Here is a 24,696-nt window from a genome sequence, read left to right as displayed (position 1 = left end):
CTCTGACCTCTTACCTATAGCTGTTCCCAGTAGTTATGCCTTTACTACCTGCGCCAAAATGGTGTGAACCCCCATGCCTTTCGCAATTGGCGTCGGGTGCAGGGAAGTTAAGGTGTTAACTGAACCAGCTACATCGACCGGTTTCTTCGGGTTTGCTCCCGCCGGGGGAGTAACCTCCGATGCTGGCTTGGGGTCATACCAGGCGCCTTGGGGAACCGAAATAGTCCCCGGCACAATCCGGGTAGTGACTTTGGCGGGCAGCCGCAAGGTTCCGCGTTCGTTATAGATGAACACCAGATCATCATTCTTGATTCCCCGCTCTGTGGCGTCTTTCGGATTCATCCACACGGTTTGGATATGGGCTTCCTTCAGCCACTCCACGTTCCCATAGCTAGAGTGAGTACGAGCCTTGAAGTGGTGTCCGATAACCTGCAGCGGATACTTCTTATTCGTGGCGGCATCCTCAGCTCCTTCCCAAGTTGATAGGTGCGCAGGAATCGGGCAGAGTTCGTCTCCGTCTAGACGAGGACGGAAATCTCCGAAGGTCCACTTTTTCGCCATATTCTCTAGGCGCTGGGAATAAATCTCAATCTTGCCACTGGGGGTACTGAGTGGATTCGCTGCCGGGTCTTTACGGAAGTCTTCCAAGGGGATACTAGAGCCTGCGTTACGGCGAACAATCCCAACTTTCTTCCACTCTTCGTAAGTGGGTAGGGAAGGATCTTCAGCACGACCGGTCTCGACAATTTCTTTAAGCCATTGTTCACGGGTCTTGCCTCCGGTGAACTTGTCCTTAATTCCCAGACGATCAGCTAGCTCGGTGCAAATATCGAAAATAGATTTGCATTCGTAAAGCGGTTTGATGGCTTGCTGGGAAACAATTCCGTATGCCATCGGGGTAGCATTCTCGCCGTGATGGTAGTCAGATTCTTCCGAGGTGGAAGTACCGGGAAGTAGATAATCTGAGTAACGCGCGCTCACGGTATGCATAATGTCGCAGGTGACGATCAGTTCACACTTCTTATCATCCTGCAGGATCTCTACCGACTTATTGTTGTCCCCGGTTTGGTTCACGGTTGAGTTTGAGCCATAGGCAAATACTGCCTTGATGGGAACCTCTAGTTTGGTATTGGTCGGGTTTCCGGCCTCATCTACCGGTACTTTCAGGGCGCGAACTCCCGGTTCTGGTTTGACGCCTACCCCGGCATTGAAAGTGTCCATCTTCGGGCCGTGATCAATAGCATCTAACCAGCTGAAAACGGAGATAATTTTCTCTGAAGGATTGGCGACTTCGGTATTGAAAGTCTGGGTAATAGGGAGGGATTGTCCGCCTTCGCGTCCGCCAGTGCCGCCACCTTTAATGCCGATATTCCCGGTTACGCAGGCCAGTAGGAAAACTGCCCGGGCGATACCTTCGCCATTGGCGTGACGCTGCGGCCCCCAGCCTTGGTTAATGGTGCAGGGTTTGGCGGTAGCGATTTCACGGGCCAGCCGGCGAATATCCGAGGCCGGGACGCCGGTGATTCTGGCCGCCCACTCGGGAGTTTTAACCGTCTTATCTTTACCTTTGCCCTGCAGGTACGAAAGATAGGAGGCATTCTTAGGAGCGCCCTCGGGCATATGCGCCTCATCGAAACCTACACAGTATTTATCTAAGAAGGCTTGATCGTGGAGGTTTTCTTCTACCATCACGTAAATCATGCCCGCGATGAGGGCGGCATCAGTGCCGGGACGCAGCGCCACCCACTCGTCTCCCAAAGCTACCGAGGTTTCCGAATAGCGCGGATCGATGACGATAGTTTTAACCCCAGATTTACGTTTAGTAGCCTGAGTTACGAAAGTTTGTCCCCCTCCTGACATTCGAGTCTCTAGAGGATTGTTGCCAAACATTACCTGCAGCTTAGAGTTTGCGGCATCATCAAAGCTGTTGCCGGCTACCCATTCACCGTAGAAGTAGGGATAAGCCTGGGTGATGTTCGTCGTGGAATAGTCAGAGTAGTGATCTAGGTAGCCCCCGTATAGGGAGAGCATCCGCGCCATGGGAGTGGTTTCTGGCGGCCAGGAGCAAGCCATGGTGGAACCCAAAACCCCGGTTCCGTATTGAATGTAGAAGCACTCATTGCCATATTTGGATTTCAGCGCCTTCATCTTTTCAGCAATCTCGTCCAAGGCTTGTTCCCAGGAGATTTCCACCCATTGTCCTTCGCCACGTTTGGTGCCTGGCTTGCGCTTCATGGGTTTCTTGAGTCGATCGGGATTGTAAATCCGTTGCCTGATAGCGCGTCCGCGTGGACAGGCGCGTACCTGCTGACTGCCGAGCTCATCGTTGCCGGTGTTGTCGGGCAATACCCGTACTACGCGGCCATCTTTAACCTGTAGACGTACCGGACAACGCGAACCGCAGTTCACAGTACAAGCCGACCAGACTGTTTTATCTACATCGGTGCGACCGGTGCCGTTGGGTACGAGCTTCCCGTTCTTGTCGGGGGAGTAGGAGGAGGGGGTAGCACATGCCACCAGCCCGGTGGTGCTGCCAGCTATCGCCGACCATTTTAAGAAGGTACGTCGAGAAGGACGGATATTCGCCGGTTGCTTCGATGGCATAATTTTCTCCTTACCGCATAACCATTCCACCCACTCTGGTGAACTTGCACTCATTCTAAGCCTGTAAATCTGAAAAAATTAGGAGTATTACTTTTTGAATTATTTCTCCGAAAAATCGCGGATTAATCAGTAAATTGTCCGTACAAAATAGATGAAAAGTTTCCTATGGACGTAAGTCCTAGGTGGGAATTGTTGCAATTTAAACAAGGGTTGACTTTTGTTATTGGTGACAGTGCGCAAGAAAGCAGGCAGCTGGAAAGCCGGAGTAGTGTTTTTAGACGTTCTTCGAGGAAGAGCTGTTTATACAAGCAAAACTTGAGGCCGCAGGGTAATACCTGCGGCCTCAAGTTAGCTATTCAGTAAAACTATCGAGCTGAAAACTAGCTTTAAGAAACCAGAAGGAAAACTCCGCTGGTTAGCAAGAAGCCGGTTATTCCAAACACCGTGGACAATACGGTCCAAGTTTTCAGACCGTCTTTAACGGTCAGCCCTAAGTATTTGGTAACAATCCAGAAGCCGGAATCGTTGATATGGGATAGTCCCAGACCTCCAAAACCTATGGCAATAGTTACCAAAACAGTCTGCAGATCGGTGTATCCCGCTGCTGCAATGGGCTCTGCTAGTAATCCAGCGCTGGTTAGAATCGCCACCGTAGCTGAGCCTTGCGAGGCTCGCAGTGCCGCTGAGATTAGGAATCCAGCAAGAATAATCGGCATATTTAGGCTGATCAAGGCATCCGATAGCGCCTTTCCGATTCCGGATTCCACGAGCACATTTGCGAAGACTCCTCCCGCTCCGGTTACGAACACAATGACCGCTACATCGGGCAAGGCGGAATCCAATACCGAGCCGCGTTTTTGCAGGCTCCAACCAAGTTTGTGCCCCACCACTAGATAAGCCACGATTACTCCAGTTAGGAGCGCAATGGAGGAAGAACCTAAGAAACCTAGCCACTGTTGGGCGGTAGAGCCCTCCTTAAGTACGGTATTTCCCACCGTTCCCAGCATGATTTGTAAAATCGGCAGCAAAATCAGCAATACCACGGTGCCGGCGCCGATATTTTCGAGGCGTTCTTTTACTGCCTCCACGCTTTCTTTAACAACTTTGCCGCTGGTAGAGCCAGCTCCCTCGGTAACTTCGACTTCAATCGGCTGGTCAGCGGGAGATTCCAGTAATTCGATTCCCTCGACTTTCACCATCTTCGCGGCGAAGAACCCTATCACCACGGTGATGGCGGTGAGGGGCAGTCCCACCATCAGCATGGTTCCGACATCAGCGTTGGTAATCCCGGCTGCTGCTACCGGTCCGGGATGAGGAGGTAGCGTTACGTGTACCGTAAGCAGGGCTCCAGCTACTGGCAGCGCAATTTTTAAGGGATTGATCTTAGCTACCCGGGCAAATCCGAAGACTATGGGAGCGAGAATAATAAAACCCACATCGAAAAATACCGGGATCCCTAATACGAAAGCGGCGGCAGTTACCGCAGCGATTACTCGTTTTTGCCCCAGAACCTTGGTAAATCTACGGGCTAAAGCATCGGCTCCGCCTCCAACTTCAATGGTGCGTCCCAACATAGCACCTAGGCCAACGATAATCATCACCGAGGACAAGGTATTGCCCATCCCCTTTTGCAGTACCGGAACAATCTCGCCCACTGATATTCCAGTTGCCAGGGCAGTGCCGGCTGCTACTAAGAGCAAAGAAACAAAAGCAGAAAGCTGTATTTTAATAACTAGTAGCAGCAGGACGATAATCGCGCCCAGTGCTATTCCTAGCAAAGCTCCAGTACTCACTGTTATTTCACCTCCGGCTTTACTACGTTAATTACCGAAGAGTCATCCATAGCTCCTTGCCCGTTGGCGTACCCTAATAAATATTCTTGTTCTGCCGCGGCGGCCACCGGAACTGCCATCCCCGCGGCCTTTGCTGCTGCAGTCACGATTCCCATGTCTTTTACGAAAATATCTAGACGTGACTTTACTTCGGGTTCTTCGCCGCGCGAAGCTAAGATTGCTCGCGGGCCGCGGTCACCTAGCATGAAGGACTCGGCGGCTCCCGCCATGAGGGCTTTCAGAACAACTTCTTGATCTAGTTCTAATTGTCCCGCCAGCGCTAGAGCTTCGCCGGCAGCCGCGATATGAACTCCGCACAGCAGCTGATTTACAGTTTTCATTGCCTGCCCTTTGCCGGGGGTTTTCCCAACCCAAACTAGGGTGGAGGCCATGGTATCCAGTACCGGTTTCGCGAAGTTATAATCTTTCTCAACTGCGCCTACCACTACTAGCAGGTCACCCTTGCCGGCGCGTGCCGGACCGCCGGATACTGGGGCATCTATCAGACCAATTCCATCTGTCTTGAGCTGAGCTGCCACATTTTCTACAGCTTCAATCCCGATAGTGGAGGTGAGGAGTAGACAAGAGCCGGCGCGCATCGCACTGGCGATTCCGCCCTCCCCATATAGCAAATCGTTCAACTGCGCGCTGTTACGTACTGCTACCAGCACAATGTCAGTATCTTTTACGGCTTCCTGGGCTGAAGAGGCGGTGGTAATTCCGTCTTTAGCAGCCATTTCCATTTTTTCCGTGGCAATATCATAGCCGGTGACGGTGAAGTCATTGTTGAGCCAGGAGCACATTTGATATCCCATAGCTCCGAGACCGATTACCGCAAGTTTCATTGTTTTCTCCTTTTAAAGATTTTTTAGACTTTTTGATTCCTTGCTATGAACGCGAGAGTTTGCGTACTACTTGTGTGAGAGATTCCTCGTTGCCCACGTTCCCGGCAAAAACGACATAGGGGATTCCGGTTGCAGGACCAGACGATGCTGTCCAGAGGGAAACTATGCCCTCCAGCATGGGGCCAATCACCATCGCGCGGCGGATTTCTAGCCCTTTTGAAGCCGTGTCTGAAGAGGTAATGCCGCCTTTAGCGACTACGAAACGTGGGGGAGCAGCCTTTAGGATCTCCTTAGTGACTTTGACTACTGCCGCTGATACTTGTCGGGAAATCTCTAGAGAGGCGTCTCCATCAACACCGGTAACCAGTTTGCGGGAGGTTCTTACAATCACGTTTCCATTTTTGATTGCCGAGATGGCCTGATCTGTTACGTCCTTCAGGTGCTTATCGCGGCGTTCAGGATCGATAATCTGCTGCACCTCAATTTCCAGCTCAGTGGGTTTTTCCTCCTCCCGTAGCCGATTGAGCTGGCGGGTGGTTAATTCAACATGAGATCCCACCACGATAAGCCCCCCGGCAGCTAACTCACGTTCTCCCCGGGCTGTAGCAATTTCTTCGCGGGTAAGCGGAGGATGTACTTCTTGACCGATGCGTGCACGTACGAAAGGCGGACCTACCCGATAAACAAAGTTCTTCCCTTTTGCCTCTGCCTTAATCAGGGCGAGGGCGAGTTGGCGTAAATCTTCTTCGGTTACAGTATCTGCCACCAAGACTTGCCCGTTTTGTGCCTGTTCAAGCTGCTGGCTGACATTAGCGAGGTTGCCTCGCAGATCCTGAAGTTTTAGTATCTCAACTTCTTCCGCTTTAACTTTGCCGGCGGTCTTTTCTGCTACCCAGCGGGGCAGGGAAGATTCGTGATATCCGAAGGTGGCATCTTTGGCGAATTCAGTTTCCCCCACGGGAATGAAACCTTCTTGTTCGGAACCGGCGTAGTGAATTCCGTCAACGGTGATTCGCCCAGCATCACCGAATGCGGGAACCAGGATGATTGCATCTGCCGGGGCGCCTCCCGCTTTTTCCATTTCGTCCATTATGGTTTGCGGCTCTAAGGGAAAATGTCCTCGCAAAGTTGAGTCTGAACGGGAAACAAAAGCGAGTTCCGCTTGGCATTCTTTAGCAGCGGCAAGTGCAGAAAAAACTACTTCCCGGTTGACCTTTTCCGCGTCAGCGGGGGAGAGGGATCGGGAATTAGTCATCACATAAACCGCGGGCTTGCCACTTTCAAACGCCCAAATGAAATCCTCTACTTCCCAACGGGTGAGAATAGGTAAGTCACTGACTGATTGAGTGCCGGTAGGGTCGTCATCTAAAACCACGTAAATCCGGTGATCTCCGGCCTCTTCGCGGGCAGCACGCACCTGATGAGCGCCGATCTGCGGGGTGTCGGGCATTTCTTTTAATAATTCGGAAAGCGATAGAGCCATCTGCCTACTCCTTCGTAGCATTTTAAACAGTCATCTGAGGTCTGATGTCTTTTAAAGGCTAGCAAAGACGAAAGTCCTGGGGCAGAGAAATAAGAGTGATTTAGTTCACTACTTAGCTTTTAGGGTACGTAAATCCTCAGCAGTTTGCGTCATATGTGCCCGCATAGCTTCTTTAGCTCCAGTAGCATCCGCATGCTTAATTGCCTGGTAAATCCGGCGATGGTGCGATTGGGCTCGCATCGCAACCCTCCGATCCGCTGCGGTTGCCTGACGCGAACGTTCCAGCGCTACCTCTAGAGGCTGCATCAATGCGCTGATAAAGGGATTCCCACTGGCGTTTTGAATCTGTTGGTGGAAGTTAAGGTCTGCGGCAGCAGCACCGGGAACATCCCCCCGTTCCAATGCCTGATCATATTTTTCTAGCTCTCGTGCCATGTTTTCCAAATCTGCAGTTGAGCGCCGGGCGGCAGCTAGGCCACTGGTACCCACCTCAATCATGCGGCGAATCTCCAGTAGGCTAACCCCTAAATCTAAGGGGTCTTCGGTACGGGAAAGAAAGGTAGCGATGGTTCCCAAGTCCGTCCACTGCGCCAGAGGCAACACGAAAGTTCCGTTACCATGCACTACTTGTAGTACGTTGCGATCTTTGAGGACGCGTACCGCTTCGCGCAGGGTTAAGCGCGACACTCCCAGCATTTCGGCAAGCTGTGACTCGGGGGGAAGTGGGGTAGAAGTAGTGAACTCTCCGCTGGAAATACGCTCAAGGATGCCATTCATAGCGCGCATTGCTAAATCCTTGCTCAAGGTATTCTCCTAGCTCTTTCGGTTTAGATAATCCTAGCTTAGCGACTGTGCAATTCGCCTAGAAAAAACCCGGGCTGATACCTAAAAAACCCTCAAATCTTAGAATAGCTAGTAATCCGTCCGCTAAACCGCGTAGGTACATCCGTGATAAAAGTAAAATTTCTTGACTGGTGCCAGCTATAAGAAATAGTAGAAAAATCGCTGGTGCGCGGGAAGGGACTTGAACCCTCACGGCCGTTAAGTTGGCCACTAGCACCTCAAGCTAGCGCGTCTACCAATTCCGCCACCCGCGCTCGAGGACAACAGAGAGATTAGCACATCTTGGTGCTGGCGGAAAAGCGAAGGGAAAATGGGCGGATAAAGCGCGTTGATTTACCGGGGAAGAAAGTTGCCTACAATGAGGGCGGGATCTAGCGCCCAAAAGAAACGGAAGCTACTGAGCAGAAACGAGGGGTTGTGGGGCAGCGTTGTTTTGACACCGTGATTTTCGATATGGATGGTACCTTGACCGATTCGGTTCCCTTGATCACTGAAGCGGTTGCGGAAGTGATCTCTCACTACCGCCTGCCTGCACAATCTCCCCGGCAGCTCAAACGGTTTGTAGGGCCACCGCTACGCATAGGTTTTAAGCAGTATCTAGATCTACCTGAAGAGCGACTAGATGAGGCAGTGGAAGTCTACCGGCGCTATTATCGCCCCCGCATGACTGAAGTACCGCTATTTTCAGGAATAGAAAACCTGCTTTGCCACTTGCACCGTGACGGTGTGAAAACTGCCGTTGCCTCTTCCAAACTGGAAGAACTGGTACGCGATATCGCGGAGGCCACCGGGATGAGTCCCTATCTGGATTGGGTGGCAGGAACTCAAGAAAAAGCGGGAACCAGCGCTGAGAATCCTTCTGATGTGGCTAATCCTCAAATAAGGCGCGGCAAAGAAGGGGTTATTCGCTACGCTCTAGACCAGTTAGCTGCCCTCGCTCCGCCCGGGCGAGTAGTAATGGTGGGGGATCGCGCGGACGATTACCGGGCGGCTCGCAATATCGGTATCGACGTCATCGGGGTTTCTTGGGGAGCGGGTAGCCGGGAGGAATTTCCCGGAGCCCCCTGGGTAACATCAGTATCAGAACTGCAAAACATGCTGCTTTCAACTTCGAAGTAGGAAAGGGAAAATTATAATGAACCAGGCCGCACCAGCCCAGCAAGTTGCCGGGGAACAATCCGAACAGCAGATGCCGGATCCGCATCGCCCCGAAGATTTAGTTCGCCAATTTCATGAGGTCTACGGACTACCAATTCAACACGATGAGCCAAATGTAGATCGCGAACGGGTACATATGCGCATGCGCCTAATATATGAGGAAGTTAGTGAGCTTACCGGCGCAGTATATGGAGCTAAGGCGCGCCGGCTGCTAGAAGAGACCATTTCCTCCCTGCCCGATGATGGCACTCGGGACACCATAGAAACCGCTGATGCCCTCGCAGATTTGATTTACGTCATTTACGGAATGGCGCTGGAATGCGGGATTTCGTTGCCGGCAGTCCTGCGGGAAGTGCAGGCCTCAAACCTTTCTAAACTGGATGGTGAAGGCAAACCAATTTATCGCGAAGACGGAAAAGTTCTCAAAGGAGATAATTTTTTCCCTCCCAATGTCAAATCCGCGTTAAAAATCCGCATTCCTGAGTAGGATAGTTACTAAAGACGTATTCTTTTTGATAGCGTAAGATACAGTAGAACTGAAAAATGATCGTTGGGTTGGTAAGTCTTCATCTCGTCGCCCAAAGGGGTGACCGATGGCAGCTGCCGGTCTGATTTAGCTCGCATCTGTTTTGGTATAACCCAGGATAGATAAAAGGGGAGGTAGCGTGGCTAAAGTAGTTGTCATTGGCGGCGGTTACGGTGGCATAACCGTGGCGGGTGGCCTAGATGACGTGGCTGATGTCACGCTGGTCGAACAAAAAGACCAGTTCGTGCATCACGCGGCAGCGCTGAGGGCAGCGGTGGATTCCGTGTGGGGACATACCGTATTTATGCCTTACAGTCGGCTGCTTGACCGCGGCAAGGTCGTCCATGGGACTTGTATGCGGGTTGACGGTCGCACAGTTTATGTTGCCGGACATGACCCCATTGAAGCAGATTTTCTAGTGTTAGCAACGGGAACTACCTACCCATTCCCAGCAAAACACATGGTTTCTCAAGCCTCGGTCGCGAAGGCGCGTTTGGATCAAACTCGCGAAAACTTGGCTCGTGCTAAGCGGGTAATGCTGGTTGGTGCTGGCACTGTCGGCGTGGAATTTGCGGGCGAGCTCACCTCCACTTACCCGGATATGAAGATCATCATGGTTGACAAGGAACCCTATATCCTGGGCACTCCGGGTTACCTGGATTCTTTGCGTGAAACCATTACCACCCAGATGGAAGAACGCGGTATCGAGTTGGTATTGGGAGCACCTCTAGCCTATATGCCACCTACCGACGTGGGAATGCTCTCCACTTTCCAGGTTGAAACTCTAGCCGGGGTACCGGTCGAAGCCGATATGTGGTTCCTGTGTTACGGGGCTCAAACCTCTTCCGGCTACCTCCACGGGTCATATTCCCAGGTTATGCATGCTAATGGCACAGTTATGGTTGACGAACACTTGCGTGTAAAGGACATGGAAAATGTTTACGCAGTGGGCGACATTACCGACGTGCCGGAATCAAAACGGGCAGATGCTGCTCGCGCTCACGCCCGGGTAGTGATCGCGAATATTCGTGATCAGCTTTCCGGTCGTCCTCCTTCGACAACCTATGCTCCGGGTAAGGAGTGGGTCATTTTGCCGTTAGGCCCTGATGGTGGTGCCTCGCAGCTGGTTGACCCTGACGGTACGACGCGGATCGTCGGATCGGAAGAAACCGCAGAAATCAAAGGAACCGACTTGATGGTGACTATGATTCGCGGACAGCTTCACCTACCCTAAGCATCCTGGTTGATTCGGAGCCCAGGGGGTGGTGTATCGTGGCTGACCGTTTGCAAATAACTTTCGATAACTTTGTAGGTGCGCTGCAAGCACATTTAGAGGCTGCGCGGGGTGCTGAAGATCCGGACTGTGATCCGCAGGTAGCGCGGGCAGGAGAAAAACTAGAAGCCGCTTTTTCGGCCTATGATGAGGCTCTTTACTCTGAATTAGGGTGCGACCTGCCTCTAGATATTTTTGAGGATGAAGATATCGATTCGGAAAGTCTTTTCGACCATGTGGATCAAGTACTCGAAGCAGATGAATCTGCCTACCAGGACGAGGACGAAGAATACGATTTCGATGAGGACGAAGCAGACGAAGACGGCGACGATCTCCTAGACGAACCGGAAGAAATTCTGGACGAAGAGTACGACTTCGACGAGGACGAAGAAGACGAAGACGAATAGGTCTTTCCCGGTTTTCTTACTCGCTAGCCTCATTTAAAGCTACCCGAATTTGGTGGGGCACATGAGCATCTGCTGCTTTTAATACCGCCGCAAACTGCCCAGCGCTGCGCGCCCCCGTTAATGCACTGGTTACTCCGGGGGCATCTTTAACCCACGCTAAAGCCAGTTTCAGCGGCTCCCACTCTAAGCCTTCGGCTCCTGCCAATACTGCCTCGATAATCGGCTGATACTCGGCAGAAAGATAGGGGGAAACAAATCCCTGTAAATGTTGGGAAGCAGCCCGTGAATCTGGCGGAATGCTCGTTTGATATTTTCCGGTTAAAACCCCGCGCCCCAACGGAGACCAAGCGATAAAGCTAGAGTCAAAATGCTCAGCAGCTGCTAACACTTCGTCTTCAACCTGGCGGTTTACTAAAGAATATTCCCCTTGTACGGCGGCAACTTCGTAGCGATCCTGTCCCAGCAATACCGCTAGTTCTGCCATAGCCCAAGCTGGATAGTTCGATACCCCCACATAGCGGGCGCGACCGGAACGCAGCGCCATTTCTAAGGCCGTTAAAGTCTCTTCCACCCGCACAAAGGGATCGTAGTGGTGAACAAACCACACATCAATATAGGCGGTTCCCAGCCGCTGTAAAGTTTGATCCAGACCGCGTAATAGATTTGCCCGGGAAGCATCAACCGAGGGGGGATCGCCTGCTCTTACCCCGGCTTTTGAACAAATCACTAGGTCCTCGCGAGAAAACTCCTCGTCCAACAGGGTGCCGATAAGTTTTTCAGACTCGCCCTCGCCATAGGTAGCGGCAGTGTCAAGTAGATTTCCGCCGGCATCTAGGAACATTCGCAGTTGCTGGCTCGCTTGTTCCAGGTCGGTATCTCGCCCCCAGGTGAGGGTTCCTAGCCCCAAGCTGGAAACCATAAGCCCGGTGCGGCCTAATCTTCTTTTCTCCATACTCCCAGGTTAAGGGGGAGGGGAGCGAGAACTTTTCAGGCACGGCGCAGCAACAGCAAATAGAGAGCCGAAAACTAAATCTAAAATGGAATACTTTAAAAAGAATCTGACTTCTATAAGCGGCGGAAATGCGTTGCCGGTGCTACTTAGCTACCAAGGGCTGGACGGATTTGCTGCGTGAGGTGAGAGAAAACACCTAGCCGAAAGGCGAGTAGGGAGCGTTAAAACGATAGGCTTGGAGGTCGTGAACACCATTGAAGCCATCATTATGGGTCTTGTGCAAGGATTGACCGAGTTTTTACCGATTTCCTCCTCTGCCCATCTACGAATTTTAGGAGCAATCTTTGGAGATGACCCCGGTGCCGCCTTTACTGCGATCACCCAGATAGGAACCGAAAGCGCCGTCCTCATCTACTTTTGGAAAGATATCTCGCGGATTGTGTGCAAATGGTTCCAAGCCTTTGCTCCCGCTCGCAGTGGCGTTTCCCAAAGCGACCCGGATGTGCGGATGGGCTGGATGATTATTGTAGGTTCTTTGCCGATCGGAATCTTGGGGCTGCTCGGCCAGGATTGGATTGAAAAAGAATTCCGTAATATGTGGATCACCGTGGTGATGCTAATCGTCTTTGCCCTGTTCTTAGGGGCGGCAGACCGCTTCGGCAAGAAAGACAAAACCCTTGATCACCTTTCTTGGGTGCAAGCAATCATCTTTGGATTCGCGCAGGCTCTAGCGCTGGTTCCCGGGGTTTCTCGTTCGGGAGGAACCATTACCGCCGGTCGGCTTATGGGGTTCACCCGGGTAGCTGCCGCTCGCTACTCCTTCCTGTTGGCAATGCCGGCAGTTTTTGCTTCCGGGTTTTACGAAGCCGCTAAATCGGTAGGTAATAATCCTGCCGGCTGGGGGCCGACAATCCTGGCAACCCTTGTGGCTTTCGCCGTAGGCTATGCGGTAATCGTGTGGTTTATGCGCCTGCTAGAAACCAAGACTTTCACGCCATTCGTGATCTACCGACTGCTCTTGGGCTCAGCGGTAGGAATCGCGCTAGCCGCAGGGGCCCTATCGGCCTTCGCTTAAAAAGGAGACAAATATGGGAGCGGTTCTTTTCGATATGGACGGCACCTTAATTGATTCCGAACCGCTCTGGCAACGCACAGAAGCAAAAATAGTTGCCAGCTTCGGAAAAGTATGGACTGAGGAGGACGGGGAGACTCTAACTGGAAACTCGCTTTTTGATAGTGCCTCCCTGATGATCCAGCTCAAGAATTTGCCGCTGGAGCCAGGGACAGCAGTGGAGATGATGGTCTCGAATATGCATGAGCTTTACACCCTGGAAGGAGTTCCCTGGATACCGGGAGCGCGCGAACTGCTCAGCGAATTGGCCAGCGCCGGGATCCCCACTGCTTTGGTCTCCGCCTCCTATGACATCTTGGTGCGCGATGTTTGTGCTAGCGCTCCACAGGGATCCTTAGAGGTGATGGTGACCGGTTCGGAACCGAATATGCGGCAAAAACCCTCGGGGGATCCCTATCGTCTGGCGGCGCAGCGCCTCCACGTACCGATCGAAAATTGCCTGGTAGTGGAGGATTCTGCTCCCGGGCTAGCGGCTGGACAAGACGCGGGGGCACGACTGGCGCTAGTGGGGCCGCGCGAGGTAACCGATATCCCGGCAGCCCGTTTTGATTCGGTGGGGCACCTGCGACTGCGCGATATCCAGGAACTTTTAGCTTAAATCCGCAGCTTCTTGCGCGCCGTCTTCTTGGGTGGAAAGTAACCGCTGCACGCCCTCGTCAGAAATTTCGGGGGCGATTCCCTCCATCAAGGGGCAATAGGCGCGATAGTCGCACCAGTTGCACAGGGGCGAGCGACGCGGGGGAAAATAACCCGAACGGGCTTGGGTTAAGATTTGTTCCCAAACCGCGAATATTTCTTCGGTGGTGGCGTCAATATCGGCAGCGGTGGGGGTATAGGTGTAAACCTGCCGGTCTTTTAGGAACAGCAGCTGCAAGCGGGCGGGCAACTGGCCTTGAGTCAAGTACCACAGCAGCGCATAAAAGCGAATTTGGAACTGGTAGGGGCCGATATAGCGTTCGGCGGGCGCTTTGCCGGTCTTGTAATCCACAATCCGTACTAATCCGGTGGGAGAAATATCTACCCGATCAATATAGCCATGCAGGTGCAGGTGATTTTTATCGGTTACTCGCAGATATTTTTCCCGATGAGCGGGGGCGAGGCGATCGGGGTTCTCCATTTGGAAATAGTTAGCGAGCAACTGGCGGGCGGTTTCTAAGAACTGGTTTTCACCGCTTTTATCTTCCCCGAAAAGCTCGGCGAGCAAATCCGATTTTTCGCTAAGCGTCTTGTCCCAGGCTTCCTCCATTGTCCGACTGGCGGCGGCAAAAGTTCGCTGCTGAGCTGGAAGGTCAAATAAGTTTTCTAGCGCTGCGTGTACCAAAGTTCCCCGCTGGCGTGCCTGAGATTCTTTGGTGGGGATCTTATCTATCACTTGGAAACGGAACTGCAAGGGGCAATTCCGGAAAGTGCCTATCCGGGAAGGGGAGAGGGCAGAGGCGCGCTTAGAAATACTCATAAGAGTATTGTAAGGCGCTGCCTGATACCGGGAAGTCAGCAAGAAAAGCTAGGATTAGGGAGATGAATCAGATAGAACCAGAAAACAGAAGCGGATGTATCCCCCCTGATGTCCCGCGATTGCCGACGCGGGCACGCGGGGCGTTTAGACTCGGCGACCGGGTGCAGCTCCAGGGGGCTTCCGGGGATCTACATACTGTAACTATCACCGAAAACGGCTGGTTCAATACTGCGAAAGCTGCTTTCCCCCTCGCTGAGTTATTGGGCAGGCAAGAGGGTAGCCTGGTTCGTTCTCGCGAGGGGAGAGAATTCTTAGCTTTTCGTCCTCGCCGCCTGGACTACACCCTGTCTATGCCGCGGGGAGCGGCGATTATCTATCCCAAGGACGCGGCGCAAATCCTGCAATCTGCCGACATTTTTACCGGTGCCCGGGTTTTTGAATGTGGGGCAGGTTCTGGGGCACTGACGGTTTCACTCCTGGAGATGATGGGAGAAGCCGGACACTTGGTTTCGGTGGAAGAACGTGAAGACTTCGCCGATATCGCCCAGGCGAATGTAGATTTATGGTTTGGCCGCCCTCATCCGGCCTGGCAGCTGAAACGCGCATGCCTGGGGGAAATAGACTTGGAAAGCATATACGGTTCCCACTATTTCGATCGCGCGGTTATTGACCTGCTCGATCCCTGGAGCTACCTGGATATCCTGCACCAGTTGTTGGTTCCCGGCGGAGTATTGTGCTGTTACGTAACGACCGTAACGCAAATGTCTACGCTGGTAGAAGCTTTAAGGAGTGATGGGCGTTTCGGGTTTACCTGCAGCGAAGAAACTATTCAAAGACAGTGGCATACCGAGGGGTTAGCGCTGCGTCCCGAACATCAGATGGTGGGACATACCGGGTTTTTGGTTACCTGCCGAGTGCTGGCAAGGGGGGCGAGGCGACCGCAAAAATTGGGGAATGCCCCTAAGGCCGCCAAGATAAACGGCGGGCAGTGGAGTCCGGAAGATGATTGGGAGCAAGTACGCCTAGGGCAGCGCAATCCCGCGCAGAGAAAGACGCGCCGGGTACGCCGAGACGTAGTTAGGCGCGCCGAATATTGGGCGCGAGGAAACGCTGCTGCAGAAAGCACGCCGCCACCAGAGCCAGAAACTAGCCCGGGTACGCCCTCGTAAATGTTAATAATCATGAACATTTAGAGCAGGTGGCGGGCAAAACTAATAGGCTGAAAGAGGTGTACGGAAAGGAAACTGATGCCAGATCCTAACGAAGAGCAGTTGCAAGCCCTCCAGAGGGAAGTGACCTCCTTGAAAGGGAAGAACCAGCGTCTTTCTGCAGCTTTGGGAGCAGCTCGCGAACAAGTGGTAGCGATTCATCAGCAATTAACGGATCTAGCTAAACCACCGGCAACCGTGGCTGTGATTGCGGAAACCCCCCAAAGCCCCGGTAAAGTACGGCTGTTCTTAAATGGAAAACCTATGGTGCTTCGGGTACATCCGGATATCAAACCTGAACATTTACAGGTCGGGATCGAAGTTTTAGTAAACGCAGAAATGGTGGTCTCCAAAATCCTTTCCTATCCGCGCACCGGAACTTTAGTGCAGGTAGGGGAAGTTATGCCTCGGGGGCGCGCCCTGGTGCGGCTATCGAATACCGACAGTGAAATCGTTTCTCTAGCTGCCCCCCTAATTGGAAAAATCGAGGTGGGGGACTCGCTGCTACTGGAAGGACGCAGCGGGATTGCGGTACGAAAGGTGCAAAGAGGAGAGGTAGAGCAACTACTGGCTCCCCAAGTTCCCAATGTTTCCTATAAACAGATCGGGGGACTCAAAAAACAGATTGAAACTATCCGGGACGCGGTAGAACTACCGTTTATTCATCCCGATCTTTATCGGCGCTACGGTCTTTCGGCACCGAAAGGAATACTGCTATACGGCCCGCCTGGATGTGGGAAAACCCTGATAGCCAAGGCAGTTGCTACTTCTTTAGGGGCTAACGCCCACGGGAAATCCTCCTATTTCTTGTCGATCAAAGGCCCGGAATTGCTTTCGAAATTCGTAGGCGAAACCGAGCGGCAAATTCGGGCTATTTTTTCTAGGGCGCGACAACTAGCCAGTAATGAGCACCCGGTAGTGATTTTCTTTGACGAAATGGAAGCACTTTTCCGTACCCGAGGATCAGGGATTTCTTCCGATGTGGAAACCATGATCGTCCCCCAGTTGCTGGCTGAGATCGATGGGGTAGAGGCGCTTTCAAATGTGATTGTGATTGGGGCTTCTAACCGCGAGGACATGATAGATCCCGCGGTGCTGCGGCCAGGACGCCTGGATGTACGGGTACGTATTGAGCGGCCTAACTTAGAACAGGCCGGACAAATCTTTGATATCCACCTGGGACAAAATGTGCCGGTAGAATCAGAGGGGGGAACTTCCCCGGCAGATAGGAAGGCGAGGCTGCGCGAAAAACTGGTGTCGCTACTGGCGGAAGAATCCGATCGCACTCAGATTTATGAAGTCGCCTATGAGAGCGGGGAAAAAGAAATCATCTATGCACATTCGTTGCTTTCAGGAGCAATGATTGCCTCGATTGTCGAGCGGGCGAAAAAAGCGGCGATTAAAGACTCGCTGCAGGATCCGGCGAATATAACGGGACTTAATTGGAGGCACGTAGAAGTAGCCGCGGTAGAAGAAATTCGCGAAACTGCAGCTCTGGGGGCTTCTACCGATCCGGGAGAGTGGGCGCGTACCCTGGGAGTTAGGGGCGCGCGAATTGTCGATGTGCGTAGCCTGCAATAGGAGGAACCGTGACCCAAAGCGCTATTAACCGACCGCTGGGAACCGAAACCGAGTTCGGGATTATCCAGGTAGGAAACGTCTACGCAAACCCGGTTGCACTTTCTACCCAAGTAGTGACGGCCTATCGGGATCGCTCCCGCGAGGCAGAAGCTGTTACCTGGGATTATGAGGGGGAAAATCCCCTGCAAGATATGCGAGGGTTTTCGCATAATCCCCGCCAGGCGGATCCCTCGCAGCTAACCAATAATCCCGAGCAGCTGGCGCCTTCCGGCCCGGGAGTACAGGCAGTTGCCCGCCCCAGCGCCCAAGAAGCCGCAATGCCGAAGCCAAGTGCCTGTGTACTGACTAATGGCGCCCGCCTGTACGTTGATCATGCCCACCCGGAGTATTCCTCTCCGGAAACTCTCGGTCCCATGCAAGGGTCACTCTATGATGCGGCGGGAGATCTGATTGCCCGCCGCGCCATGGAGCTGGCAGCAGAAAATGGCAACCAGATTGAGCTTTACAAGAACAATGTCGACGGTAAAGGCGCGGCCTACGGCAGCCATGAGAACTATTTACTGCGGCGCGACCTAGATTTTTATGGTCTTGCCCAAAACCTGATTCCCTTTCTGGTTACCCGCCCATTGATTTGCGGAGCCGGACGGGTAGGTATCGGGCAGCGATCTGAAAAACCTGGTTTCCAGATTTCGCAACGCGCCGACTATGTAGAAAACGATATTGGGCTAGAAACTACCTTTAACCGGCCGATAATTAATACTCGTGACGAGCCCCATGCCAACCCCAGTAGATGGCGGCGTCTCCATGTTATTGGCGGGGACGCGAACCGTTTTCAATACTCAACCTATCTACGTTTAGGCGCTACTGCCGCTTTACTGTGGCTATTGGAAAACCCGGATTGTCCCCAGGTAAAACAGCTGAAAGAGCTGCGGATTACTTCTGATCCGGTAGAGGAAACCTGGGCGGTATCGCATGATATTTCGCTGACCCACCGCGTAGAAACGGTGTCAGGCCCGCTCAGCGCCCTTCAGATTCAAAACGCTATTCGAGCTGCTATTGTCGAGGCGTTGGAAGAGCGAGGTGGGGCAGATGAGGCTAGTGCGGCGTTGCTGGGTGACTGGCAGCAAGTTTTAGATTCTTTAGCCACTGACCGCGAGCTCGCTGCCCGCCGGGTCGAATGGGTGGGGAAGTATCGGCTTTTAGAACGAATGCGTCAGCGTTTAGGCTGCGATTGGAACCACCCCAAAATTCAGGCGTTAGATTTACAATGGGCGGCGCTGCGGCCGGGAATATTCGAAAATATTTGTGACGCCGGAATGGTAGAGCAACTGTTTTCCCCGGAGGAAGTATTGCGAGCGGTGCAGCAGCCTCCTTGTGGGGGCAGATCCTGGGTGCGGGGCACGGCAGTAGCGAAACTGCCACAAGTGAAGAAAGGATCCTGGCAGTCACTGCTCTTAGATTTAGGCGGGGAACAGCTATTACGCTTCAGTTTGGGGGATCCAGATTGCGCTGCCTCGCCAGCTGAAATGCGCGCCCTCGAAAATGGTGATGCGGCCGCGTTTGCCCGCGCTCTTAGCGCTAAAAAGGAAAAACCGATAGAAAAATTTTAGGCTTAGCTTTATTAGGAGGAAACAAAAGTGGTACAAGAACAAATAAACGCGCCCGGCGGGAAAAATAACAGCATTGACGAAGGGATAGAAGCCGCGCAGGCACAGATCAATGCGCCTGCAATTGATGCCCTCTTAGAGCAGATAGATACGGTAATGGAGACTGATGCGCAAGCTTTTGTCGAAGGTTTTGTGCAAAAAGGTGGGGAATAGTCCTTGCGTAGGATTTTCGGGATCGAAACCGAGTACGGGATCACCTGCGCCGCGCCCGCAGGCCGGCCGCCTCTAGATGCGGAACAGGCTGCCCGCCGGCTGTTTATGCCGGTAGTTAACCGACATCGCTCTTCTAATGTGTTCCTCGCCAATGGGGGACGGCTATACCTGGATGTAGGCTCACATCCCGAATATGCGACTGCCGAATGCGACTATTTGACGGATCTATTGGCTCAAGACGTTGCTGGGCAAGAGATCTTTTCAGATCTGGTAACCGTCACTAATCAGCAACTAGCTGCTGACGGTATCAACGGGCAGATTCATCTTTTTAAGAACAACCGGGACTTTCAGGGGAACTCTTGCGGGTGCCACGAAAACTATCTTTTGCATCGCTCCGCGGATTTTATGGGAATGGCTGACGCCCTGATTACCTTCTTTATTACCCGGCAAATCCTGGTGGGAGCGGGGATGGTAGATGAAGAGGGCGGCTACCATTTTTCCCAACGTGCCGACAAAATGTATGACCCGATTTCGGCGGCTACTACCCGGGCGCGTCCCATTATTAATACTCGGGATGAGCCGCTGGCAGACTCTAGCCAGTATCGCCGGATGCACGTGATCGTAGGGGATTCCAATATTTGCGAAGCCACCACCGCCTTAAAAGTGGGGATGACCATCGCTTTGCTAGATGCGATTGACTGCTCTCTAAGCGTGAGCGACTTGGCGATAGCTGACCCCATGAGCGCCATTCGCGAAATCAACGCCGCTCTAACCGGCAGGGCGCCACTAAAACTAAAAACGGGTGGTTACCTAGATGCGGTAGAAATCCAAAAACGCATCTACCAACGGGTGATGAATACTTTAAACGATGCGGGAGAGCTGGAGGCTACTCGGGAGCGGGTAAGCGTCGGTGATTTTGATCCCCTAGAGCTTTGGGGGAGGGCGCTTAAGTGTTTCGAGGACGAAAACTTCCAGGCGGTGCAAACCGAGATCGATTGGGTGATTAAGCAGAAACTTCTCGAACAAAGCGCGCGGCGGCATCAAGTTCCAATGAATTCTCCGCTAATAGCGCGCCTAGATTTGGCTTATCACGACATTACTTCCGCTGGTTTAGCTCCGGCACTGTGTCAGGCAGGGCTGATGCGTCAGCTGTTAACCTCAAAACAAATAGAGGCCGCTAAAACCTATCCGCCCCGCACTACCCGGGCAAATATGCGGGGCAGGATTTTGCGAGAAGCCGAGCAGCTGCGGCGAGACGTCTCTGTTGATTGGATACACGTGCGCATTGATGAATCGAAAATGCCGACGGTAATGCTAGGGGATCCTTTTGCCTCTGAAGGTGAAATCCTAGATAAACTACTGGCCGAATTGCAGGAGAGGGCGTGAGCTTAATGGATACTAACGCCCGCAGTCACGGCGATGATACGAAGAATGCTGTCCCCGTTTCGTCTCCGGAGCCGCAAACCGCTTCCGGAGAAAACCAGGAAGGCACAACTAGCGATATGAAGCCACGCTTTCCTCCGCGAAAGGCAGCAGTTCCGGCGAAGAAAAAGCCTTACCTCTGGCGTATTTTGCGGTGGTGGCTGGCTTTAGCTGCTGTACTCGCGGTGGCCGCTACGGTAGTTTTAGGGTTTTATCTCTGGCAGGCTGGTAGCGGCCAAGAAATCAGCGGGGTTTCTACCCAGGTGAAAGTCAGTGGTCAACTGGGAGAACAGCCAGTGGTCGAATTTCAAGGGCGAATGCCTATTACTTTGCCTAACTCGCGGGTAGCTATTCGTGGCTTCGGGCCGCAGATACGGGAAAATCAAGACGTACGGGTGATGGTAAGTGTTTACGAGGGCGATACCGGGAAACTGGTTTCCAAGGGAGGAAAGCCACAGCTATTTGTGGGCAAAGCTAACGCCTCTAATTTGCCCAGGGGGTTGCTTACCGAAATTGTTGGCAGGAACGAGGGGTCGCGCCTGATCGTGCACCGCCCAGCTACTGCCAGTGACGGGAAAACCGCTATGGAAGTAGACGTTATCGATGTGCTACCTACTGCGGTTTATCAGTCGCAGTTGCAGATTCCGGAAGCGGCAGGAGTAAGTTTCACTTTCCCGCAGGGATTGCCGCAATTCGAGTCGGCAACGGAAACCAAACCGCAAGAGGCCGCAACTTTCGTCTTGGTGCCTGGCAAAGGCGAACAACTAGACCCCCGTAAGAAGATCCTGGCGCAATATGGAGTCTGGGAACTGGACTCGGGTAAGAAACGCGTTTACACCTGGGGGAATCTTGGCCCGCAAAACATTGTGGGTGAAAGTACTTTCCAATCCTTATCCCAACAACTGACTGCCCTACGTGCCAACTCGCGTATCTTGGCGATTATTCCGGCTGATCAAGCTACCGGTGATAGTGCGTTGGTGGTAGTTATGGATGTTTTGGCCTGCGCAAAATAAGGTAGCAGTTTTTTCGAAGCTAGCGGTAGCTCTGCCGAATCCAGTCCACCTAACGGCACCAGGGATCACCAATCACCCTAGTTTTTTACACTGAGGGTAGAGAACCTATTGAGTGAGGGTAGCGAATCTATTGAGGAGGGCAAAATGGCAGTAGCGATTAGGGTGATTCCTTGCCTAGATGTTGACCAAGGGCGCGTGGTTAAAGGGGTTAACTTCCAGAATCTGCGAGATGCAGGAGATCCCGTGGAACTGGCGGAACGCTACAGCGATGAAGGTGCAGATGAAATAACTTTCCTGGATGTGTCAGCCTCTAAAGAAGGACGCGCCACCATGGTGCAAACCGTGCAGCGCTGCGCCGAGCAAGTATTTGTACCACTCACCGTAGGTGGGGGAGTGCGTTCGGTAGGGGACGTAGAACAACTGCTGGGGGCAGGCGCAGATAAAGTGGGAGTAAATACTGCGGCTATCGCTAACCCAGAGCTGATAGACCAGATTGCTCAGCGGTTCGGTAATCAAGTATTGGTGATCTCGGTTGATGCCCGGCGTTGCCCTGACGGAGTGGAAACTCCCAGCGGATTTGAACTTACTACCCATGGGGGAACCCGTTCTACCGGTATTGATGCCTTAGAGTGGTGTCGCGAAGTCACCGCCCGCGGTGCCGGAGAGATTTTGCTCAATTCGATGGATGCTGATGGGGTGAAAACTGGCTTTGACCTGGAAATGTTAGCGCAGGTACGCTCGCAGGTAACCGTTCCTTTAATTGCTTCTGGGGGTGCGGGCAAGGTTGAGCATTTCGTGCAGGCGGTCCGCACCGGGGCAGATGCAGTGCTAGCGGCCAGCGTTTTCCATTTTGGCGAGGTCGCGATCTCGGCGGTGAAAACAGGACTCAAGGAAGCGGGGTTTGAGGTTCGGTGAGTGTACAACCTTTAGATCCGCATATAGCCTCTCGTTTGAAATTTGATGCGGCGGGACTGGTATGTGCGGTTATCCAGGACTGGCAAAACGGACAAGTTTTAATGGTCGGATATATGGATGACGAGGCGTTGCGACGCACGCTAACTACGGGGAGGGTCACTTTCTGGTCGCGTTCGCGCCGCGAATATTGGCGCAAAGGTGATACCTCTGGGCACGCACAATATGTGAAGCAAGTTCAGATTGATTGTGACGGGGATGCCCTGTTGGTTCAGGTAGATCAGGTAGGGGCTGCCTGTCACACCGGCGAGCGCAGCTGTTTTGAAAGCGGCGGTGAACTGCCAGCCCGCGTCGGGCAGCGCCCGGCCAGCAACTAGAATTATCACTGAAGGTGACAAAAACATAACATAGCCTTGGAGGTGATACTCAGATGAATGCTCTAGAACGGTTACTGGCGGGCGTGCGGCAAGAAGTGGCGCGGCGGGAGTCTGAGGTAAGCCTGGAAGAAATCAAACGGATCGCTGCCCAGCGTCCTCGTCCTCAAGATGGAGTCCGTGCCTTACGTAGCGAGGGCGCGGTTTCGGTAATCGCGGAGATAAAACGCGCCACTCCCGGCAAAGGTTTTTTGCGAGAAGTATCCGATGTGGCGGCACTGGCTAAATCGTATGAGGCGGGGGGAGCTTCCGTAATTTCGGTTTCTACCGAAAAAAACTTTTTTTGTGGCTCCATCGAGGATCTGCGACAGGTGCGGGCAGCAGTAGAGGTGCCGGTACTCTATAAAGATTTCGTGATCACCCCTTATCAGGTTCATGAAGCCCGAGCGCTAGGGGCTGACCTAATTTTGATTCTGCAAACCTCGGCAGAACCAATGGTAGTCACCGCTTTGGTAGAGCGGGCTCACTCGCTTGGTTTGACTGCGATTGTGGAAGTGCATTCGCGGCTAGAAGCCTTTCGAGCACTGGAAGCAGGAGCCCGGGTAATCGGGGTAAATGCTCAGGATTTGCGCACCCTCGATTTTAATATGGATACGTTTGCCCAAATCGTTGACGTTATTCCCGAGCAAGTGGTGGCGGTGGCGGAATCCGGGGTGGCCGGTCCGCATGATGTATTCAACTATGCCCAACAAGGCGCTGATGCGGTATTGATCGGTTCGGCTTTGGTACAGTCAAATAATCCGCAATCTTTAGTGGCTGAAATGGTGGCGGCGGGAGCACATCCAGCTTTGGCAACTTCCCGCAAGTCTCGGATCAGCCACGAGAAGCACCACGACTAGAAAGTTTAGGGATGAACCCGTTTTTTATTCCTTCTCCCGCGCAAGGTGTCTGGTATTTAGGGCCGATTCCCCTGCGTGCCTATGCTTTAGCGATTCTTACCGGTATTTTTTTGGCCTGCCTATGGGCTTCGCGGCGTTATAAAGCCCGGGGAGGTGACCCAGAGTTAATCGTGGATTTGGCGATCTGGGTAGTTCCCATTGGCATTATTGGAGCCCGGATCTACCATGTGTTGAGTAAGTGGCAAGACTATTTCGGGCCCACGGGGGATCCTAAAGAAATCCCGTTGATTTGGCATGGGGGATTGGCCATCTGGGGAGGGGTAATTGCCGGCACCATCACTGCCTGTCTGGTATTGCGGCATCGGCAGTTAAAAATTGCTCCGGTAGCCGATGCTATTGCGCCTACTATCTTGGTAGGGCAAATTTTTGGTCGTTTAGGAAACTACTTTAACCAGGAGCTTTTTGGTAGGCCGACTACTTTGCCTTGGGGGCTGCAAATTGATCTGCAACATCGTCCGCTAGGCTTTGAGCAGTATGCTACTTTCCACCCGACTTTTCTCTATGAAATGTTGTGGAATCTAGCAGCGATCGGGGCGCTGCTGTGGATAGAACGACGTTTTCGGTTGCGTGGCGGCATGATGATGGGATTCTATCTGTGCGCCTATAGTCTGGGGCGTTTCTGGGTAGAGAACCTGCGGATGGATCAGGCAAATCAGTTCCTCGGTTTGCGAATAAATGCTTGGACTTCGGTGCTGATGTTCATCTTGGGGGTAGCCTTGGCAATTTGGTGTTATCGCCAGAACTTCCCCCGACAGCAGGAAGCTAATCCGCAAAAGGATAGGAAAATATCTCCTGCGGGCGGCGATAAATCAACCTCTGTCTAGGTATGTTGGATCAAGCGTGACCCAACTAGCTTCCGACTAAGTGGAAAGAACTGAGGAACTCGTTAGGATAGA

Annotated in this window: 23 protein-coding genes and 1 tRNA gene; 16 read left to right on the top strand and 8 right to left on the bottom strand. The window is 52.8% G+C overall.

Annotated features, from left to right (window positions below):
- Positions 1-33: 33 nt before the first annotated feature.
- The 6 genes from L0M99_RS02675 to L0M99_RS02650 all read right to left on the bottom strand — a co-directional run bounded on the left by L0M99_RS02675 (position 34) and on the right by L0M99_RS02650 (position 7,861).
- Complete coding sequence (locus tag L0M99_RS02675) at positions 34-2,604, bottom strand: DMSO/selenate family reductase complex A subunit (RefSeq protein WP_238127646.1); 2,571 nt, start codon at positions 2,602-2,604, stop codon at positions 34-36.
- A gap of 386 nt (positions 2,605-2,990) precedes the next feature.
- A complete protein-coding gene (locus L0M99_RS02670) occupies positions 2,991-4,397 on the bottom strand; it encodes a GntP family transporter (protein WP_024059059.1) in 1,407 nt (468 codons plus the stop codon).
- Positions 4,398-4,399: 2 nt separating this feature from the next.
- Positions 4,400-5,281 (bottom strand): NAD(P)-dependent oxidoreductase, encoded by an 882-nt coding sequence (locus L0M99_RS02665; protein ID WP_238127645.1) that lies wholly within the window; start codon positions 5,279-5,281, stop codon positions 4,400-4,402.
- A 43-nt stretch (positions 5,282-5,324) separates the two neighbouring features.
- Positions 5,325-6,764, bottom strand: coding sequence for a four-carbon acid sugar kinase family protein (locus L0M99_RS02660; RefSeq protein WP_238127644.1), 1,440 nt, complete (start codon positions 6,762-6,764; stop codon positions 5,325-5,327).
- 108 nt (positions 6,765-6,872) lie between these two features.
- Positions 6,873-7,568 carry a FadR/GntR family transcriptional regulator gene (locus L0M99_RS02655; protein WP_238127643.1) on the bottom strand — a complete coding sequence of 232 codons (696 nt, stop codon included), beginning with the start codon at positions 7,566-7,568 and terminating at the stop codon, positions 6,873-6,875.
- Between the two features lie 202 nt (positions 7,569-7,770).
- A tRNA-Leu gene (locus L0M99_RS02650) sits at positions 7,771-7,861 on the bottom strand.
- A gap of 163 nt (positions 7,862-8,024) precedes the next feature.
- On the opposite strand from L0M99_RS02650, the gene L0M99_RS02645 reads away from it, so the two are divergent.
- From L0M99_RS02645 to L0M99_RS02630, 4 genes are all read left to right on the top strand, one after another.
- Positions 8,025-8,726: an HAD family hydrolase gene (locus L0M99_RS02645; protein ID WP_238127642.1), complete on the top strand. Its 702-nt coding sequence runs from the start codon at positions 8,025-8,027 to the stop codon at positions 8,724-8,726.
- Between the two features lie 16 nt (positions 8,727-8,742).
- Positions 8,743-9,252 (top strand): nucleoside triphosphate pyrophosphohydrolase family protein, encoded by a 510-nt coding sequence (locus L0M99_RS02640; protein ID WP_238127641.1) that lies wholly within the window; start codon positions 8,743-8,745, stop codon positions 9,250-9,252.
- A gap of 178 nt (positions 9,253-9,430) precedes the next feature.
- A complete protein-coding gene (locus tag L0M99_RS02635; protein WP_024059052.1) occupies positions 9,431-10,525 on the top strand; it encodes an FAD-dependent oxidoreductase in 1,095 nt (364 codons plus the stop codon).
- A 38-nt stretch (positions 10,526-10,563) separates the two neighbouring features.
- Positions 10,564-10,971 (top strand): hypothetical protein, encoded by a 408-nt coding sequence (locus L0M99_RS02630; RefSeq protein WP_238127640.1) that lies wholly within the window; start codon positions 10,564-10,566, stop codon positions 10,969-10,971.
- Positions 10,972-10,987: 16 nt separating this feature from the next.
- Here the strand turns inward: L0M99_RS02630 and L0M99_RS02625 are convergent, their stop codons facing one another.
- On the bottom strand, positions 10,988-11,923 hold the full coding sequence (locus L0M99_RS02625) for an aldo/keto reductase (protein WP_238127639.1): 936 nt from the start codon (positions 11,921-11,923) through the stop codon (positions 10,988-10,990).
- A gap of 244 nt (positions 11,924-12,167) precedes the next feature.
- Between L0M99_RS02625 and L0M99_RS02620 the strand changes: the two genes are divergently transcribed.
- Positions 12,168-12,998, top strand: a complete 831-nt coding sequence (locus tag L0M99_RS02620) for an undecaprenyl-diphosphate phosphatase (RefSeq protein WP_024059050.1) — start codon at positions 12,168-12,170, stop codon at positions 12,996-12,998.
- 13 nt (positions 12,999-13,011) lie between these two features.
- A complete protein-coding gene (locus L0M99_RS02615) occupies positions 13,012-13,653 on the top strand; it encodes an HAD family hydrolase (RefSeq protein ID WP_238127638.1) in 642 nt (213 codons plus the stop codon).
- Here L0M99_RS02615 and L0M99_RS02610 read toward each other — a convergent pair.
- Entirely contained in the window at positions 13,645-14,511 is an 867-nt protein-coding gene (locus L0M99_RS02610) for a RecB family exonuclease (protein ID WP_238127637.1), read from the bottom strand. The genes L0M99_RS02615 and L0M99_RS02610 overlap by 9 nt on opposite strands.
- A 62-nt stretch (positions 14,512-14,573) precedes the next feature.
- Here L0M99_RS02610 and L0M99_RS02605 point away from each other — a divergent pair, with 62 nt between their 5' ends.
- The 10 genes from L0M99_RS02605 to lgt all read left to right on the top strand — a co-directional run bounded on the left by L0M99_RS02605 (position 14,574) and on the right by lgt (position 24,624).
- Positions 14,574-15,680: a tRNA (adenine-N1)-methyltransferase gene (locus L0M99_RS02605; protein ID WP_238127636.1), complete on the top strand. Its 1,107-nt coding sequence runs from the start codon at positions 14,574-14,576 to the stop codon at positions 15,678-15,680.
- A gap of 78 nt (positions 15,681-15,758) precedes the next feature.
- Positions 15,759-17,300 carry a proteasome ATPase gene (gene arc, locus L0M99_RS02600; RefSeq protein WP_238127635.1) on the top strand — a complete coding sequence of 514 codons (1,542 nt, stop codon included), beginning with the start codon at positions 15,759-15,761 and terminating at the stop codon, positions 17,298-17,300.
- Between the two features lie 8 nt (positions 17,301-17,308).
- Complete coding sequence (gene dop, locus L0M99_RS02595; RefSeq protein WP_238127634.1) at positions 17,309-18,910, top strand: depupylase/deamidase Dop; 1,602 nt, start codon at positions 17,309-17,311, stop codon at positions 18,908-18,910.
- Positions 18,911-18,937: 27 nt separating this feature from the next.
- Positions 18,938-19,120: a ubiquitin-like protein Pup gene (locus L0M99_RS02590; RefSeq protein ID WP_024059044.1), complete on the top strand. Its 183-nt coding sequence runs from the start codon at positions 18,938-18,940 to the stop codon at positions 19,118-19,120.
- A 3-nt stretch (positions 19,121-19,123) separates the two neighbouring features.
- Positions 19,124-20,506: a Pup--protein ligase gene (gene pafA, locus L0M99_RS02585; RefSeq protein WP_238127633.1), complete on the top strand. Its 1,383-nt coding sequence runs from the start codon at positions 19,124-19,126 to the stop codon at positions 20,504-20,506.
- Positions 20,503-21,555 (top strand): hypothetical protein, encoded by a 1,053-nt coding sequence (locus tag L0M99_RS02580; protein WP_238127632.1) that lies wholly within the window; start codon positions 20,503-20,505, stop codon positions 21,553-21,555. Before pafA ends, L0M99_RS02580 begins: the two co-directional genes overlap by 4 nt.
- Before the next feature lie 144 nt (positions 21,556-21,699).
- The gene (gene hisF / locus L0M99_RS02575) at positions 21,700-22,470 is read left to right on the top strand and encodes an imidazole glycerol phosphate synthase subunit HisF (RefSeq protein ID WP_024059041.1); all 771 of its coding nucleotides are present in this window, start codon (positions 21,700-21,702) and stop codon (positions 22,468-22,470) included.
- On the top strand, positions 22,467-22,844 hold the full coding sequence (hisI, locus tag L0M99_RS02570) for a phosphoribosyl-AMP cyclohydrolase (protein ID WP_238127631.1): 378 nt from the start codon (positions 22,467-22,469) through the stop codon (positions 22,842-22,844). The genes hisF and hisI overlap by 4 nt, the downstream gene beginning before the upstream one ends.
- Positions 22,845-22,897: 53 nt before the next feature.
- On the top strand, positions 22,898-23,740 hold the full coding sequence (gene trpC / locus L0M99_RS02565; RefSeq protein ID WP_238127630.1) for an indole-3-glycerol phosphate synthase TrpC: 843 nt from the start codon (positions 22,898-22,900) through the stop codon (positions 23,738-23,740).
- Positions 23,741-23,751: 11 nt separating this feature from the next.
- Positions 23,752-24,624 (top strand): prolipoprotein diacylglyceryl transferase, encoded by an 873-nt coding sequence (lgt, locus tag L0M99_RS02560; protein WP_238127629.1) that lies wholly within the window; start codon positions 23,752-23,754, stop codon positions 24,622-24,624.
- Positions 24,625-24,696: the final 72 nt, after the last annotated feature.

Origin of the sequence: Varibaculum cambriense (assembly GCF_022133705.1) — a bacterium.
GTDB lineage: Bacteria > Actinomycetota > Actinomycetes > Actinomycetales > Actinomycetaceae > Varibaculum > Varibaculum cambriense_A.
This window is presented reverse-complemented; position numbering and strand designations above follow the sequence as displayed.

What these genes read in the sequence shown, in the direction of transcription:
- L0M99_RS02675 (WP_238127646.1), bottom strand. Translation starts at nt 2,604, where the DNA reads ATGCCATCGAAGCAACCGGCGAATATCCGTCCTTCTCGACGTACCTTC.
- L0M99_RS02665 (WP_238127645.1), bottom strand. Translation starts at nt 5,281, where the DNA reads ATGAAACTTGCGGTAATCGGTCTCGGAGCTATGGGATATCAAATGTGC.
- L0M99_RS02660 (WP_238127644.1), bottom strand. Translation starts at nt 6,764, where the DNA reads ATGGCTCTATCGCTTTCCGAATTATTAAAAGAAATGCCCGACACCCCG.
- L0M99_RS02640 (WP_238127641.1), top strand. Translation starts at nt 8,743, where the DNA reads ATGAACCAGGCCGCACCAGCCCAGCAAGTTGCCGGGGAACAATCCGAA.
- L0M99_RS02625 (WP_238127639.1), bottom strand. Translation starts at nt 11,923, where the DNA reads ATGGAGAAAAGAAGATTAGGCCGCACCGGGCTTATGGTTTCCAGCTTG.
- L0M99_RS02615 (WP_238127638.1), top strand. Translation starts at nt 13,012, where the DNA reads ATGGGAGCGGTTCTTTTCGATATGGACGGCACCTTAATTGATTCCGAA.
- L0M99_RS02610 (WP_238127637.1), bottom strand. Translation starts at nt 14,511, where the DNA reads ATGAGTATTTCTAAGCGCGCCTCTGCCCTCTCCCCTTCCCGGATAGGC.
- L0M99_RS02605 (WP_238127636.1), top strand. Translation starts at nt 14,574, where the DNA reads ATGAATCAGATAGAACCAGAAAACAGAAGCGGATGTATCCCCCCTGAT.
- arc (WP_238127635.1), top strand. Translation starts at nt 15,759, where the DNA reads ATGCCAGATCCTAACGAAGAGCAGTTGCAAGCCCTCCAGAGGGAAGTG.
- hisF (WP_024059041.1), top strand. Translation starts at nt 21,700, where the DNA reads ATGGCAGTAGCGATTAGGGTGATTCCTTGCCTAGATGTTGACCAAGGG.
- trpC (WP_238127630.1), top strand. Translation starts at nt 22,898, where the DNA reads ATGAATGCTCTAGAACGGTTACTGGCGGGCGTGCGGCAAGAAGTGGCG.
- lgt (WP_238127629.1), top strand. Translation starts at nt 23,752, where the DNA reads ATGAACCCGTTTTTTATTCCTTCTCCCGCGCAAGGTGTCTGGTATTTA.